This window comes from Azospirillum oryzae (assembly GCF_008364795.1).
In the GTDB taxonomy this organism is placed as follows: domain Bacteria; phylum Pseudomonadota; class Alphaproteobacteria; order Azospirillales; family Azospirillaceae; genus Azospirillum; species Azospirillum oryzae.
This window is the reverse complement of the sequence record NZ_VTTM01000006.1, coordinates 295,439-311,112: the sequence shown is the minus strand read 5'-3', so window position 1 is coordinate 311,112 and position 15,674 is coordinate 295,439. Positions and strand designations below refer to the sequence as shown.

9 protein-coding genes and 1 pseudogene are annotated in these 15,674 nt (G+C 66.5%); 1 reads left to right on the top strand and 9 read right to left on the bottom strand.

Features of this window, described 5'->3' with window-relative positions; genetic code table 11:
* Window positions 1-15 precede the first annotated feature (15 nt).
* The 6 genes and pseudogenes from FZ938_RS18550 to FZ938_RS31100 form a co-directional block, all read right to left on the bottom strand.
* A complete protein-coding gene (locus tag FZ938_RS18550; protein WP_149199927.1) occupies window positions 16-1,551 on the bottom strand; it encodes an ABC transporter substrate-binding protein in 1,536 nt (511 codons plus the stop codon).
* A 50-nt stretch (window positions 1,552-1,601) separates the two neighbouring features.
* Window positions 1,602-3,467 (bottom strand): ABC transporter ATP-binding protein, encoded by a 1,866-nt coding sequence (locus FZ938_RS18545; RefSeq protein ID WP_149199926.1) that lies wholly within the window; start codon window positions 3,465-3,467, stop codon window positions 1,602-1,604.
* 139 nt (window positions 3,468-3,606) lie between these two features.
* The gene (locus tag FZ938_RS18540; protein WP_149199925.1) at window positions 3,607-3,792 is read right to left on the bottom strand and encodes a hypothetical protein; all 186 of its coding nucleotides are present in this window, start codon (window positions 3,790-3,792) and stop codon (window positions 3,607-3,609) included.
* A complete protein-coding gene (locus FZ938_RS18535; RefSeq protein WP_149199924.1) occupies window positions 3,789-4,937 on the bottom strand; it encodes a PepSY-associated TM helix domain-containing protein in 1,149 nt (382 codons plus the stop codon). The genes FZ938_RS18540 and FZ938_RS18535 overlap by 4 nt, the downstream gene beginning before the upstream one ends.
* Window positions 4,938-4,973: 36 nt before the next feature.
* Complete coding sequence (locus FZ938_RS18530; protein WP_246457334.1) at window positions 4,974-7,430, bottom strand: TonB-dependent receptor; 2,457 nt, start codon at window positions 7,428-7,430, stop codon at window positions 4,974-4,976.
* A gap of 238 nt (window positions 7,431-7,668) precedes the next feature.
* Window positions 7,669-7,809 (bottom strand): annotated as a pseudogene (locus tag FZ938_RS31100) (IS1595 family transposase); the annotation flags it as partial.
* 448 nt (window positions 7,810-8,257) lie between these two features.
* Here FZ938_RS31100 and FZ938_RS18525 point away from each other — a divergent pair.
* Window positions 8,258-12,829 carry a chemotaxis protein CheB gene (locus FZ938_RS18525; RefSeq protein ID WP_246457336.1) on the top strand — a complete coding sequence of 1,524 codons (4,572 nt, stop codon included), beginning with the start codon at window positions 8,258-8,260 and terminating at the stop codon, window positions 12,827-12,829.
* A gap of 275 nt (window positions 12,830-13,104) precedes the next feature.
* Here FZ938_RS18525 and FZ938_RS18520 read toward each other — a convergent pair whose 3' ends face one another.
* From FZ938_RS18520 to FZ938_RS18510, 3 genes are all read right to left on the bottom strand, one after another.
* Window positions 13,105-14,166, bottom strand: a complete 1,062-nt coding sequence (locus FZ938_RS18520) for a FecR family protein (RefSeq protein WP_149199922.1) — start codon at window positions 14,164-14,166, stop codon at window positions 13,105-13,107.
* A gap of 101 nt (window positions 14,167-14,267) precedes the next feature.
* Window positions 14,268-14,792 carry an RNA polymerase sigma factor gene (locus FZ938_RS18515; RefSeq protein ID WP_149199921.1) on the bottom strand — a complete coding sequence of 175 codons (525 nt, stop codon included), beginning with the start codon at window positions 14,790-14,792 and terminating at the stop codon, window positions 14,268-14,270.
* Between the two features lie 192 nt (window positions 14,793-14,984).
* On the bottom strand, window positions 14,985-15,647 hold the full coding sequence (locus FZ938_RS18510; RefSeq protein WP_149199920.1) for an alternative oxidase: 663 nt from the start codon (window positions 15,645-15,647) through the stop codon (window positions 14,985-14,987).
* Window positions 15,648-15,674 lie beyond the last annotated feature (27 nt).

Here is a 15,674-nt window from a genome sequence, read left to right as displayed (position 1 = left end):
GTGCCGGATGCGCGGTCAGTCCACCGTCACTTCGGTCAGTTTCGGACGGTTGTCCGAGGCCGGCGGGAAGTTCTTGACCCGCTTGGCGACGCCGTAGATGGCGTTGGAGTTGTAGAGCGGCATCTCCAGCGCCTTGTCGGCGACGGCGTGCGCGATCTGCTTCAGGATGCGCTCGCGCTCCGCCACGTCGGTAATCGCACGCTGGGATTCCAGCAGCTTGTCCAGATCGGCGTCCTGCTCGTACGGGTTCCACTTTTCGCCGGAATGGTACATGGCGTAGGCGGTGTTGTCGTAGTCGAAGGTCCAGCCGCCCCACTTCTGCTGGAACATCGCGCCGGTCTTGCCCTGCGGGATGATGTCGTTCAGCAGCACGTTGGTCTCGTACGGCTTGATCGTCGCGACGACGCCGACCGCGCCCAGATAGGCGGCGACGGCCTGGGCCACCTCGTTCATCGTGGCGTCGTTGCCGCGGATGTCGATCTGCACCGTGGCGCCCGGCTTCACCCCGGCCTGGGCCAGCAGCGCCTGGGCTCCCTTCGGATCGAAGGGCAGCGGCTTCAGCGCCGGGTCGTAGCCGAAGGACAGCTCGCCTTGGAAGCTGGCGATTTCCGACGCCTGTCCGGCCAGGATCGACTTGACGATGGCGGCGCGGTCCACCGCCATGATCAGCGCCTTGCGCACCCGCGGATCGGCGGTGATGCCGGACTTGGTGTTGAAGCGCAGCGCGTCCACCGTCGGCCCCGGAATGCTGAGCACCGTCAGCTTCGGGTCGGCCTGGATCACCGGGACCATGCCGATGGGAATGGTCGGCGGCAGGACGACGTCGACGCGGCCGGCCTGAAGCTCCGCGACCGCGGTCGCCGGCTCGGTGATGAAGCGGTATTCGACCTCTGACAGTTTTGGCGCCCCTCCCCAGTAGTTGGGGTTGGCCTCCAGCTTGATCCCGGTCTTGGGGGCATAGGAGACGAACTTGAAAGGCCCGGTGCCAACAGGATTGACGTTGAAGAAGGCGTCGCCCTTCTCCTGGATGTATTTCGGCGGGACGATCATCGCGCCATAGCCGGCCAGCTTGGTCAGCAGGACCGGATCGGGCGCCTTCAGCTTGAGATCGACGGTGGTGTCGTCGATGACCTCGACGCTTTCAATGGCGATGTAGTTGGAGCGCTGCGGCCCCTTCGCCCCTTCCTCGCCCAGCAGCCGGTCGAAGGTGAACTTCACGGCGGCGGCGTTGAACGGCTCGCCGTTGTGGAAGGTCACGCCGCTGCGCAGCTTGAAGCGGATGCGCTTGCCGCCGTCCATCTCGGTCCAGGATTCGGCCAGTCCGGGCACCAGCTTGCGGTCCGGGCCGCGGTAGGTCAGCCCGTCGAAGATGTTGGTGCCGACCGAGGCCCAGTTGACCAGGAAGGTGTCGATCGGGTCCCAGCTTCCGGGATCCTGCGGCGATGAGATCGTCAGTTTCCCGGCGGCCTCCGCGGGCGTCGCCGCGAAGGCTGCTCCGGCCAACAGCGCCGCCATGAACGCGGTTTTGATCCCCTTCACACCCAATGCCATGACACCTGTTCCTTGATCGATGGTTGTTGTTGGTTGACTAGGGTGCCGGGTCATGCGCTCCGGCGGACGAAATGGCCCGGCCGCACCTCTTCCAGCGGCAGGACCGCCGGGTCGTCGCCGACGGCGCGGATCGGGCTCGGGATTTCCCCGTCCAGCAGGGCCCGGCGGCTCCGCCGCGACGGGTCGGCGACCGGGACCGCGGACAGCAGGCGGCGCGTGTAGTCGTGCGCCGGACTTTCGAAGATCTGCCGCCGGCTTCCCATTTCCATGATCTGGCCGAGGAAGAGGACGGCCACCCGGTGGCTCATCTTCTCCACCACCGCCATGTCGTGACTGATGAAAAGGTAGGCGAGGCCGCGTTCGGCCTGAAGATCCATGAACAGGTTGATGACCTGCGCCTGGATCGACACGTCGAGCGCCGACAGCGCTTCGTCGGCGATGATCAGCTTGGGGTCGGAGGCGAGCGCGCGGGCGATGCAGACGCGCTGGCGCTGGCCGCCGGAAAATTCGTGCGGGTAGCGGGCGGCGTGGGCGGGGGTGAGCCCGACACGCTCCAGCAGGCCGTCCACCCGTTTGCGGATTTCCCGCTCGCCGTCGAGCAGGCCGTGGGTGCGGATCGGCTCCGCGATCGAGAAGCCGACCGTCTTGCGCGGATCCAGCGACGCAAAGGGATCCTGGAAGATGTACTGGACGTCGCGCCGCAGCCGGTTGCGGTCCGCCGCGCCCATCTCCGACAGGGGGCGGCCGTGGAACGAGATGCGGCCGGAGGTCGCCTCCTGCAACTGCTGGATGGTGCGCCCGATCGTCGATTTGCCGGAACCGGACTCGCCGACCAGCGCCAGCGTTTCGCCCGGATGGATGTCGAAGGAAACCTGCGTCACCGCATGGACCTGATGCGTCGCGCAACCGAGCCAGTTGGTCCTGGACTTGAACCGGACGGACAGGTCGCGGACCGACAGAAGGGGTGCTGCGCCGTAGTCGGCCGTATCCTGCACCCGGGCCTCGCCCACGGTGGTGACGTGGTCGCCGTCCAGCACGGTCAGCGGCAGGCGGCGGGGATGATCCTGCCCCGCCATGGAACCCAGCCGGGGCACGGCGGCCAGCAGGGCGCGGGTATAGGGTTGGCGCGGGGTGGCGAAGAGATCGGCGGCACGACCCTCCTCGACCTTGCGGCCTTTCCACATGACGACGACGTCGTCCGCCATCTCGGCCACCACGCCCATGTCGTGGGTGATGAACATCATCGCCATGCCGAGTTCGGCCTGCAGGTCGCGCATGATGGTCAGGATCTGCGCCTGGATCGTCACGTCGAGCGCGGTCGTCGGTTCGTCCGCGATCAGCAGCCTGGGCCGGCAGGCCAGCGCCATGGCGATCATCACCCGCTGGCGCATGCCGCCCGAGAGCTGGTGCGGGTAGCGCTTCAGGATCTGGGCGGCATCCGGCAGGCGGACCATGTCGAGCAGCCGCCGGGCCTCTTCCGCCGCCGCGGCCTTGCCCATGCCTTCGTGCAGGGTCAGCGTTTCGCCGATCTGGTCGCCGATGGTGAAGACGGGGTTCAGCGAGGTCATCGGCTCCTGGAAGATCATGGCGATCTCCTTGCCGCGGATCGCCCGCATCTCCTTCTGCGTGGCCGTCAGCAGGTCGCGCGGCCCCTGGCTGCCCTGGAACAGGATGCGGCCGGTGGGGAAGCGCGCCCCGGCCATGTCGGCGAGCCGCATCACCGACAGCGACGTCACCGACTTGCCCGACCCCGACTCGCCGACGATCGCGAGCGTCCGACCCGGATGAACACGGAAGCTCAGATCGTCGATGACCCGTTGCCCGCCGAACTCGACGGACAAACCCTCGACGCTGAGCAGAGGTTGCGTGGCCGGCGGTGCGGGAGTTGGAGCGGCGTTCCGGGTGGACGGCTGCATCGGGCGCGGAACCTTGGTGTCCCTATTGTCAAGAGACTGAGGTTTCCCGGATCCACCAGCTCCGTCAATGCATTATTTCGGATCGATAACAGTGCCCGATGTTATCATCCGGTCCCCGCCGTGGTGTCGTGAGGAGCCGTCAGCGCTCGCGGTTCCGCCAGGACCAGACCGCGGCCAGGATGGGTACGGACAGCGCCGCCCAGGACAGCGCGTCCACCAGGCCGTCGTCCAGCAGGGCGATGACCAGCCCGGCGGTGGTGACGAGCGCGATTGCGGCGGGAATGCCGAAGATCGCCGGCAGGGGGAGGGGAGCGCGCGGCTTCATTCCGCGGCCTCCCCGGCGACGGCGCGCAGGCCGGGGCTTGCGCCGGCCTGTTCCTGGGCGCCGCGGCGGCGGGCGATCCACAGATACAGGCCGCTGCCGAGGATGACGATGGTCAGCACGTCCAGCACCGCCCACAGGACCTTCATCGGCAGCCCGCCATAGTCGCCGAAATGCAGCGGCTGCGACAGCCGCAGCGCCAGCATGTACCAGGGCATGGAACGCATGTCGGTGAAGGCCCCGGTTTCGGCGTCGATCAGGGCAGGGGTCAGGATCCGGTTGGTGGCCGGCGTGGCTCCCTTCAGCCACACCGCGTAGTGATGGTTGCTGGAGAACCGCACGCCGGGGAAGGCGACGAACTGCGGGCGCATGCCGGGGGCGGCCTCCATCGCCTTGCGGACGGCCGCATCGACGGAGGCGAAGCGTTCCGGCACCGGCTTGCCCTCGTAGGGGGCGATCATCGCCGCCAGCTCGTTGGATCGCCAATAGGCGACCAGCGGAACCGACAGGGTGTTGATGACGCCGGTCAGCCCGACCACCACCACCCACATCAGCGTGACGATCCCCAGCATGTTGTGCAGATCGAGCCATTTCAGCCGCCTGCTGCGCCCGGCCCGCACCGTGCCGAAAGACAGCTTGCGCATGAAGGGGGCGTAGATCACCACGCCGGACAGGGTGGCGAGAAACAGCAGGAAGCCCATGAAGCCGAGGAACAGCTCGCCGGGCAGCCCTGCGAACATGTCCACATGCAGGCGCAGCATCGCATGCATGAAGCCCTGATCGTCGTTCAGGTCGGCCAGAATCCGCGTGGTGCGCAGGTCGATGGCGGAGATGTGCATCTGCGACACCGGCGGACGAGCGGTCGGGCCGGTCGTGACGTTCACCACCGGCCGGTCCTCGTCGAAGCTGAGGAACAGCGGACGCTCGCCGGGATAGGTTGCCAGCGCCGAGGCAACCGCCTCGTCCAAAGATTTCATGGGCGTTTCGGCCGGCATGGGCGGAAGGTTGTCTTCCGCCGACAGCGACTCGATCTCGTCATGGAAGATCAGCGGCAGGCCGGTCAAGCACAGCAGCAGCATGAAGAGCGTGCAGATCAGGCTGGTCCATTTGTGGATCAGCGTCCAAATCCGGATGGTTCGGTTGGTCATCGGGCACTCCCCATGCCGCCGTCATGAATGCACCGTTCAGAAATCGACCGACAGCGACAGCTTGGCGGTCAGCGGAGCGCCCTGGCTCAGGTAACCGCCATAGGCCGACGCCCAATAGGCCTTGTCGGTGACGTTCTCCACGGCCGCCCGGACGGTGACCGGGCGGTTCCGGATGTCGGTGACCATCCGCGCGCCGACGTCGAAGCGGGTCCAGCTTGGGATCTTCAGCGTGTTGGCGGTGTTGAGATACTGCGACCCGGTGTGGATCACGCGCCCGGTCAGCGTCACGGTGGGGAAGGAGGCCGGGAGGAAGGGCAGGTCCCATTCGACATTGGCATTGAACTGGTGGCGCGGCACGCCGACGGCGTCCTTGCCCTCGGTCGCGGCGCTTCCGGTATCGGTCATCTCCGGATCGATGAAGGTGGCGCCGCCCAGCAGCCGGACGCCCTGCACCGGTTCGCCATACAGCATCAGCTCGATGCCGCGGTTGCGCTGTTCGCCGGACACGCTGTAGATGCGGGTGAACGCGTCGGTGACGCCGCTGGGCTGGGTGGTCTGGAACAGCGACAGCGAGCCGCCGAAGCTGCCGAAGTCCAGCTTGCCGCCGACCTCGTACTGGACTGAGCGGTAGGGCTCGAAGATCTCTCCGGAATTGGCCGCCGTGGACGGGGCGGTCGGCCCCTGCGCCAGCCCCTCGATGCGGTTGGCGTAGAGCGACAGTTCCTCGATCGGCTTCACCACCAGCCCAACCACCGGCGTCAGCGCCGACTGATCGTAATCGGAGGTGCGGGCGCCGTTGGCGCGGTTGAAGCCGCGGACCTGGATGTTCTGCTGGCGCAGGCCGGCGGTGACCATCACCCGGTCGTCGAGGATCGACAGCGTGTCCGACGCATAGACGCTGCGCAGCACCGACTCGCTGACCTTCGGCGGATCGCCGACCATGCCGCTGGACGACGTCGTCGCCGGGCGCGGAAAGCCGACCATGCTGTAGAGGTTGATGGTGGTGGTCGTGCCGAATTCGAAGCCGTTGTTGTTGGTCGTCCGCAACGCGGAGGCGCCGGCATTCAACTGGTGCCGGATCGGACCGGTGTGCAGGTCGGCCCGGATTCCGGCCTGGCCGGTGCTGGTGAAATCCTCGCGCGGGACGGTCAGGCGCCTGACGGTGCCGGAGCCGTCGACCCGCGTGACGGTGGGGGAGGCATAGTCGCCGTCCTCGCGCATGCTGCGCAGGCCGAAGGCGCCATAGGCGGTCAGGTTCGGCAGGATGTCGTATTCGGCACGGATCTGGCCGAAGGTGTCGCGCATCTGCGAATAGCTCCAGGGCTGCGCGTAGTTCTGCGAAGCCGAGGGCACCGCCGGGACGAAGCTGCCGAAATAGACCACCGGGCGGCCCTGCTCCACCCGTTGGGTCTGGGTACCGACGTCGAGCGTCACGCGGGTGCGCTCGCCGCGATAGTCGAGCGCCAGGGAGCCGAGCTTCAGCGTCCGCTCCTCGTCGTCGATGGCGGTCTCGCCGCCGCGGACGGCGGCGTTGACGCGCACGCCGAACTGGTTGGCGTCGCCGAACCGGCGGCCGACATCGGCGGACAGGCCGAAGCGGCTGTCCATGGCATAGCTGGCGGTCAGGCGGGTCAGAGGTTCATCCTCCGCCCGCTTGGGCACGAGATTCACGCCGCCGCCGATGCCGGATCCGCTGGGAGCCGCACCATTCAGGAAGGCGTTGGCACCCTTCAGCACCTCCACCCGTTCGAACATGTTGGTGGCGACGATCTGGCGCGGTGCGGTTCCGTAGAGTCCGTCGATCGACAGATCCTCGCCCATAAGCTGGAAGCCGCGGATGACGAAGCTCTCCGCGAAGTTGCCATAGCCGAGGCCGCTGCGCACCGCCGGGTCGTTGGCCAGCACATCGGCGATGGTATCCGCCTGCTGGTTGCGGATGGTTTCGGCGGTGTAGCCGGTGACGGAGAACGGAACATCCATCGCGTCCTGGTTGCCCAGCGCACCGATGCGCCCGCCGCGCGCCACCTGACCGCCGGCATAGGCCGGGGGCAGAGCGCCGGGACCGGTCGCGCCCCCGCTGCCTTCGATCTGCACCGGGTCCAGCTGGATGGCGCCGCCGGCGGCCGCACGTTCGACCGTCACTGTTTCGGTGTTGAGGAAGCGGGCGACCAGCCCGGTGCCGGACAGCAGGCGGTTCAGTCCTTCGCGCGCGGACATCGAACCGCTGACGCCGGGTGAGTTGACGCCCTGCGTCACCGCGCCGGGGCTCAGCACCTGGATGCGTGTCGCGGCGGCGAAAGCGGCGAGCGCTCCGTCCACCGATTGCGGCGCTATGGCGAAGGACACCGCGCCGGCCGGATTCGTTTGCGCCGTCGCTACGGGGACGTGGGAGAGCAGGAGGCCCGGCGCGATCAGCACCGTCGTCGCCAGCAAACGCCCCAGGAACACGCGGCCGAACCGGTCGCCAGCGACGCTGCCCCGGCGCCCGATCATCACCCCGGCCATTCCGATCTTTGCCCCAATCCCCGACCCAATCTTCGCCAATGCCATCGCTCGCCTCTGTCATCCGGTGAGAGACCGCGCCGCTTTCTGCGACTGCGTCTCATTCTCTTCTTTCCCGGTGATGACGATGGGGATGCGGAGATCCCTGGGAAGTTTTTTAGACCTCCCGGATTTTTTCAGTGAAGCGGAGGAGAGCGCGATAGGTGTCAGGTAAACAACGCCGCCATCATCAACCAAAGACAGCTATGGCGGAGCGGATGCTGATCCCGCCGTCCTTGGTCCGCCGGAATTGCCGCCCGACAGCGTAACGAAAGACGGCCGGAAGCTGGAGGGCTGGGGGAAGACGGGACCGGAGGGTTTCCGGGCGATCAGGATCCGCGCAAGCGATTTTCCCATGGGCTGAACCATACATTCCAGTGGAATATCACACGGATTGGAAGATGGCATCTTGAATACAATCAAATGACTGCTGAGATTTTATGCTCAAGAATTCAGGGATGCCGGAGGCCTTAACGTCGTCGTGTATACGAAACCATACCGCTAATGCTTATAATTTTCCAAACACACGACGGCATGCTGTAGACTTCTAAATATATGAATTGGTCGTCGTCCGCATACCGGCCTAATGCCGCCCACCTCGCTGCCATCCCACCAAAATGGTTCGGTATGGCGGCATGGTGGTATCGGCTAAGACCATCGTGGGTCGGGATCGAGGTATGGGATGGAGGCCGGTCATGATTTCAGCGGATGAAGGCTCGGACCGATATGGCCAGGAGCCCGTTGCTCGGACCGAACGGCGGGACACGCAGGCCGGTCCTTTGGCAATCGTCGGAATCGGCGCTTCGGCCGGCGGCCTGAAGGCCATCACCGCGCTGCTCGGCGCCGTGCCGACGGCCAGCCGCCTCGCCTTCGTGGTTATCCAGCATCGGATTCCGAACAACGAGAGGCTGCTGTCCGATCTGCTGGAAAAAGCAACGGCGCTGTCGGTCCAAACGGCGCATGACGGCCTTCTGCTGGAGGCCGATCACATATACATCGCTCCCGCGGGCCTGTTGCCGACCATGGAGGCCGGCCAACTGCGTATTCGCGAACCGAAGATGTCGGCCGATGCCAGCCTGCCCATCGACATCTTCTTCCGTACGCTGGCGACCGACCAGCATGAGAAGGCGATCTGCGTCGTGCTGTCCGGCACCGGGGCGGACGGCACCAACGGCCTCCGCTCGATCAAAGAGTGCGGCGGGTTGGTGGTCGTCCAAGACCCGACGACCGCCGAGTTCGACGGCATGCCGAACAGTGCCATCGCCACCGGTATGGCCGACTACATCCTGGCGCCGGAGCGCATGCCCGGCGTCATCGTCGACTTCGTTCACCAGCCCTATCTCGGCCCTATGGCGTTACAGAGTGTAGAGGCGCCGGACGGTGCATTGGATGGCATCCTGGACCTGCTGAACGTACAGACCAAGCGAGACCACCGGGCCTACAAACCGCGGTCGCTTTCCCGCCGCATCGAACGGCGAATGGGAATTCACCACATCGGCGACATGTCGGAATACCGGGCCTTTCTGGGCACGCACCCCGCCGAGATCGAACTGCTGTCCCGCGACATTCTGATCAGCGTAACCCGCTTTTTCCGCGATGGTCCGGCTTTCGAGGCCCTGGCTGACGATTTCATCGCCCCACTGGTGCGGAGCCGGCCGGCGGGCAAGCCGATCCGCGTGTGGGTCCCGGCCTGCGCCACCGGGGAAGAGGCTTACTCCATCGCCATCATGCTGCTGGAGGCCTGCGCGCAGAGTGGATCATCCCCCGACTTCCGGGTGTTTGCCACCGATGTGGACAGCCGGGCACTGACCATCGCCCGCACCGGCCTGTATCCGGAAACCATCACCGTGGACGTGTCCGCCGAACGGCTCGACCGCTTCTTCACCAAGGCCGAAGGCGGCTACAAGGTGGCCAAGCCGTTGCGCGACGCGGTATCCTTCGCCCAGCACGACCTGCTCAGCGATCCTCCGTTTTCCAAGCTCGATCTCATCAGCTGCCGCAACATGCTGATCTACATTGAGCCGGACGTGCAGAAGGCCATCTTCGCGCTTTTCCATTTCGCTCTGGTCGAGAATGGCGGCCTGCTCCTCGGCACCGCGGAGACCATCGACGCGCGCTCCGACCTGTTCCAGCCATTATCCAAGAAATGGCGCCTTTACCGGAAGATCGGCACCACCCGCGGCAGCGCGATGTCGGTTCCGCCCACGGGCGGGCGATCCGCGATCACGCTGCCGGCGCCGTCCACCCCCTTGCGCGGCAACAGCCCGGCCGACCTGATCCGACAGGCCCTGTTGCTGGAATACGCGCCTGCAGCTGTTTTGATCGACGGTCAGCACCGGGTCCAATACCTGTTCGGTCCGACCGGCGAGTTTCTCGACCTGCCGACGGGGGAGCCGCCCTGGGATCTGACGGCGATGACACGCGGGGAGTTGCGCCTGCAATTGCGCCGCGCCGTCGCCCAGGCGCTCGCTTCGCACGGACGGGTCCAGATCTCGGGGATCAGACACAAGCGCCAAGGGGTTATGGTGCCGGTGACCATCCTGGTGATCCCGGTGCGCTTTCCTCGCGCCGGCAACGAGCTGCTGCTGGTGACCTTCACGGCCGGCGACGCGGCACCAAGCATCCCGACCGGCGAGGCCCCGGTGCTGCCGGCCGCCATGGACAGCGTCGAACAGCTCGAAAGCGAGCTGCGCATGACCCGCGAGGAGTTGAACGAAACCATCGAGGAACTCAGCGCGACCAGCGAGGCATTGCGGGTCGCCAACGAGGAGATCCTGTCGATCGGCGAGGAGTACCAGTCGACCACCGAAGAACTGGAGACATCGAAGGAAGAACTGCAATCCCTCAACGAGGAACTCAGCACGCTGAACACCCAGCTCCATGAAAAGGTCGACGAACTGGAGGCGACCACCAACGACCTCGGCAATCTGCTGAGCAGCACCGACATCGCCACGGTCTTCCTGTCATCGGATCTGCGGATCAAGCGTTTCACTCCGTCGGCGACCCGGCTGTTCGCCCTGCTGCCGCAGGATACCGGACGCCGGATCACCGACATCGCCCGCCATTTCTCCGACCCCTACCTGCTGACCGACATCCGCTCCGTGCTGTCGTCCATGACGCCGTCGGAACGGGAAGTGTCGATGGACGGCGACACCACGTACCTGCGCCGTATCCAGCCCTACCGCACCCAGCACGCCCAGGTGGAGGGCGTCGTCATCACTTTCAGCGACGTGACGCCGCTGAAGCGAACCAGCCTGGCCATGGCTCTGCGCGCCCGCCAGTACAAGCTGATCGCCGATCTCGGACGCAAGGATCCCGTCGGAGCCGACGGGCCGGAGACGCTGGCGGAAGCGGCCCACCTCATCGCCGAAGGGCTGGGCGTGGACGGCGTCGCCATCCTCGGCCCCGGCGACGATCCGTCCGGCCGCCGCACCGGGGATGCCGACGACCTTGTCCTCCTCGGTAGCGTCGGATTTTCCGTTCCGCAAGACCCCGCGGTCAGGATCTCCACCGACATGGCAACGCTGGTCGGACGGGTGTTCCGGTCCCGGCAGCCGCTGATCGTCGAGGATTTCGCCACCGATCAGCGCGTCCGCTCCCCTCTGGCGCTGCCCGGCGGTCCGGCCGTCAGCGGCCTGGGAGTCCCCTTCGGCGACGGGACGCGGGGACCATCCGTTCTCGCGGTGCTCAGCCAAACGGCGGGACGGTTCGGAGACGCCGACCTGGAATTCGTCCAAGCCATCGCCAGCGTGCTGGGGCTGGTCATCGAGCGGGCCGGGGTGCTGCGCGCAGCGCGGGCGGAGCGCGATTTCGCCCAGGCCATCGTCGACACGGTGCGCGAACCTCTGCTTGTGCTGGACGAGACGCTGCGGGTGGTCGGCGCCAGCGCGGCCTTCCATCACATCTTCGCCACCACGCCGGAGGACGTGCTGGGCGCCCGGCTGGCCGAAATGGCCGGTGGTCTGCTGGCCGATCCCGGATTGCGCCGGGCGCTGGAACGGATCATCCCCAACGGCACGGTCATCGAGGCGTTGGAACTGACCGTCGGTCGGGACACCGTTAACCAGGAGGCCGGCGGCCAAGACGCCGATGGCCGGAACCTCACCAGACGCACCCTGTTGCTGAACGCCCGCCGCTTGAATCAGGCGGGCAGGCTGATCCTGTTGGCGATGGAGGACGTCACCGAGCAGGTGCGCGTCCGCCAGGCCCTCGCCGCCGCCAAGGCCGCGGCCGAACAGGCGAGCGCCAGCAAGACCCGCTTTCTCGCCGCTGCCAGCCATGATCTGCGACAGCCGGTGCAGGCCCTGATCATGTTCCATCATCTGGTAGCCATGCAGCCTCAGGGCGAGGCGGCAGCCAAGCTGCTTGCCAGCATGGGCAACGCGCTGGGCGCCATGACCGTCATGCTTGACGACATCCTGGACGTGTCGCGGCTGGACGCCGGCATCATCGAGGTCATGCTGCGGTCCTGCTCGATCCAGACGATGATCGCTTCACTGTGCGCCGAATTTTCGCCATTGGCCGAAGCAGCCGACCTGGAGTTGCGCTGCATTCCGACCAACCTTGCGGTGCGGAGCGACCCCAAGCTGCTGGAGCGCATTCTGCGGAATTTCATCGCCAACGCGATCAAATACACCGACCGGGGCGGCATCCTGGTGGGGTGCCGCCGTGCCGGCACGAACCTGCGCATCCAGGTTTGGGACACCGGGCGCGGCATTCCGCCGAACCAGCTGGCCTCGATCTTCGAGGAGTTTCATCAGGTCGAAAATCCGGAGCGCGACCGCCGGCAGGGGCTGGGGCTGGGGCTTGCCATCGTGGAACGCCTCGCCACGCTGCTTCAGCACCCGATCCAAGTTCGGTCGACGCCGGGGCGGGGATCGATGTTCGAGATCCTTGTTCCGTTAGCCAGTCAGAACGATCCCGTTACGAAGGACGAGGAGACGCCGATACCCAACGGAGGCAACGGCGAGCGGGTCGCGGTGGTCGACGACGACCCGGCGGTCCTCGACGGGGTCACCGCCTTTCTTCAGGAACTGGGGTATGAGGTGGTGGCGGCACCAGACGGCGATACCGCCGTGAAACGATTGGCGAACCAAGCGCCAGACCTGGTCATCGCCGATTTCCGGCTCAAGGGCACAGAAAACGGATCGGAGGTGATCAGGCGGCTGGCGCGGCACTTCGCCGTCCGACTGCCTGGAATCCTCCTGACCGGCGACACCTCGCCCGAACGCATCCGGGAAGCGAGTGCCAGCGGCTTCCTGCTGCTGCATAAGCCACTCAGTCCGGACCCATTGCTGACCGCGATCAGACGCGCCCTGTCAGACCAGCCCCCGACGCGGACGGGTTCCTGATTCCCGACGGCACGGTCAACGGCTCTGTTGCAGCTTTTCCGGCGCCGCCCGGATCGGATAGAACCCAGCCTCTTTTGACCGTTGGGGTGGCAGGGTGATGCGATCCAAGAAGGACCCGTTCAAGGGCGGCCATTCCCGCCAACGACCTGGGCAGCCAGGTCTCCTTCATCGCCACCCTGTTCGGGTCTGCCGCCTGAAGCTGTTAAAACCAGAATGACTTCCACCAAAACACCGGCTTTGCAGCAGAACCCTTTGATTGATAATGGCGGCGTTGTTTACCTGACACCTGTCGCGCTCCCCTCAAGCAGGGTCAGGTAGGGGGTGATGCGGATGGCGCGCACGCCGAGGCCGCGCTCCAGCGCATCGAACACGGCATCCGGCCGGTCGAGCGCGAAGACGCCGGAAACCACGCGCTCCGCCGCCTCGTCGTTCAGCAGGACCACGCGGCCCGGCCATTGCTGGTTCAGCGCGGTGATGACCGAGGCGAGTGACTGCTGACGGAAGACGATCTGACCCTGGCGCCATGCGAAGGCGACGGCAGGATCCACCGCCCGTGGCCCGGTCAGGCCGTGGGGGGCGGCCTCCGCGCTTTCGCCGGGATGCAGGCGGATGCTGTCGGGCCAGGGGGCGTGGCTGTCGGCGTTTCGATGGGCGGCGACCTCCACCAGCCCCTCGCCGACCGTCACCGTCGTGCGGTCGTCCTCACGCCGGACACTGAATTGGGTGCCCAGCACGCGGGCGGCACCTGCCCCGCCATCGACGACGAAGGGATGGTCGGGATCGCGGGTGACGTGGAACCACGCCTCTCCGCGCAGAATCCGGACACGCCTCTCGCCATCGCGGAAATCGAGAACCAGCGCGGTGTTGCCGTTCATCTCGGCGGTGGAGCCGTCCGGCAGGGTCAATGTCCGCCGCTGCCCGGTCGAGGTCACCTGATCGGCGACGGCATTCTGGTAGAGCGTCGGTCCGCGCCAGACGCCGAGCCCGCCGGCCACCAGAAGGACCGCCATCGCCGTAGCGAAGCGCCGAACAGCGGCCATCGCCGGACGGCGGGGAGGCGCAATACGGGACCCGTCATAGGCGGCGCGGGCGGGTTCCTTGAGGTTGTGCAGGAGGGTGCGCAGTTCGCCCCAGGCGCGGGAATGGGCCGGGCTGCGGGCCAGCCACTCGGCGAAGGCGGTGCGCTCCACCGGGGTGAGGTCGTCGGACTGCAGGCGGAAGAACCATGCGTTGGCTTCCGAGAACAGGCGGTCCTCATCCGGTCCGCCGACTGCCGGCTCCCCATCTACCGGCTCCCCGTCTGCCGGGTCCCTCTGCCGTTCATCCCGATGATCCATCGCGTCTTGCCGCAAGCTCCTGTTGCCCCGTGTTTGGTGAGACGCCCAACGAAGGCCGATCCCTCAAAGAAAATCGCCTGCTGGGGAAGGGAAATTGCCGATCATCGCGGCGGGCGCCGCTTCATATGGGCGCGGCACTGTTCCAGCGCCGTGCGCAGATGGTACTCCACCGTGCGCGGGGAGATGCCGAGCCGTTCGCCGATGGCGCGGTAGGGCAGGCCTTCGACATGGTAGAGCAGGAAGACTTCGCGGGTCTTGGGCGGCAGGGCATCGATGGCGCCGCGCAGCCGGGCCATGGTCTGGTTCCGCTCCACCACCGCGTCGGCGCCGGGGCCGACGGCCGGCAACTCCTCGTCGGGCGGACCGGCCTCGCGCAGGCGCTGGCGCTTGGCGGCGCGGCAATGGTCCAACGCGATGCGGTCGGCTACCACATAGAGCAGACCGGCCGGATTCTGCACCGCCTCGCCGTCGGGCAGGCGGGCCAACCGCAAAAAGGCATCTTGCGCCAGATCGCCTGCCGTCTGCGGATCGCCGGTCCGCCGGGCGATGGCACGCTCCACCCGCAGCCGATGCGCATCGAACAGTTCCGCGATCCTGCGCGCCCAGGTGCCGACAGGGCCGGTCATCGGGCGGGCCGGGAGCGGAGGTCATCGGACAGGGCAGGGCGGAAGGTGTCGGTCACGGATGCGCGGAATGGCGGGAACGAAGGGACCGGCATCCGTGGGGCCATTGCCCGGGACGCCGGTCCCACCGGTATAGCCGCACTGAACTTGGAATGCGAACAATTCTTATTATCGCAGGGTGTCCATCATGCCCGATCAAGCAGCCTTGCGCGGCTCGTCACGGTGATCCGCATCGGCAGACGGCTGGCCGGCCAGCGAATCGGCGAAGCCGTGGTTCACGTCGCGGTGGTTGGCCTCGTCATTGCGCACGGCGAGCACGACATCGCGCAGGGTGGCGGTTTCCGGAAGCTGCCAGTAGTCGATGGCAAGGCGCGGGGCCGGCGGGTTCGCGTGACGGCCGGCATCGATTTCAGCGAGGTAGCCGGTGTAGCTGATGACCGCTTCCTCTTCGAAATAGCCGACCACACGGTGGGCCGTCTGCGGCGAGACCAGATACAACAGGAAGAAAGCGTTGTAGAAGGCTCCCTGGGTCAGCAGGATCAGGGCGCGTTCCAGCCAGTTCGGCTTCGCCACCTCGATGAAGGTCATCAGGTGCATGCGTTCATTCTCGGCCTCGTCGAGCAGGGTGTGAATCCAGCCCTGATCATGCTGCATGCGGCGCAGGCAGCGCAGATGCTGCAACGTCGCGCCGACCATGCCCGGAACCGCCGCCACCGTTTCCAGCACGATGGCGCGATGTCCATAGCGCTTGGCGAAGAAGGTGTCGGCGAGCAGGCGCAGCGCCTTGGTGAAGCCCAGCGCGATGTGGTCGCTGACGTTGCGCGGCGTGTGATGCGTGGTGAGGATCAAGGTATTCATGATCTGAGCTCCTCGGCTCCAGTGCGC

Bases quoted from the DNA above. Each gene is read 5' to 3' on its own strand.
- FZ938_RS18535 (WP_149199924.1), bottom strand. From the start codon at position 4,937: ATGACCAACCGAACCATCCGGATTTGGACGCTGATCCACAAATGGACC.
- FZ938_RS18545 (WP_149199926.1), bottom strand. From the start codon at position 3,467: ATGCAGCCGTCCACCCGGAACGCCGCTCCAACTCCCGCACCGCCGGCC.
- FZ938_RS18520 (WP_149199922.1), bottom strand. From the start codon at position 14,166: ATGGATCATCGGGATGAACGGCAGAGGGACCCGGCAGACGGGGAGCCG.
- FZ938_RS18550 (WP_149199927.1), bottom strand. From the start codon at position 1,551: ATGGCATTGGGTGTGAAGGGGATCAAAACCGCGTTCATGGCGGCGCTG.
- FZ938_RS18530 (WP_246457334.1), bottom strand. From the start codon at position 7,430: ATGATCGGGCGCCGGGGCAGCGTCGCTGGCGACCGGTTCGGCCGCGTG.
- FZ938_RS18515 (WP_149199921.1), bottom strand. From the start codon at position 14,792: ATGACCGGCCCTGTCGGCACCTGGGCGCGCAGGATCGCGGAACTGTTC.
- FZ938_RS18510 (WP_149199920.1), bottom strand. From the start codon at position 15,647: ATGAATACCTTGATCCTCACCACGCATCACACGCCGCGCAACGTCAGC.
- FZ938_RS18540 (WP_149199925.1), bottom strand. From the start codon at position 3,792: ATGAAGCCGCGCGCTCCCCTCCCCCTGCCGGCGATCTTCGGCATTCCC.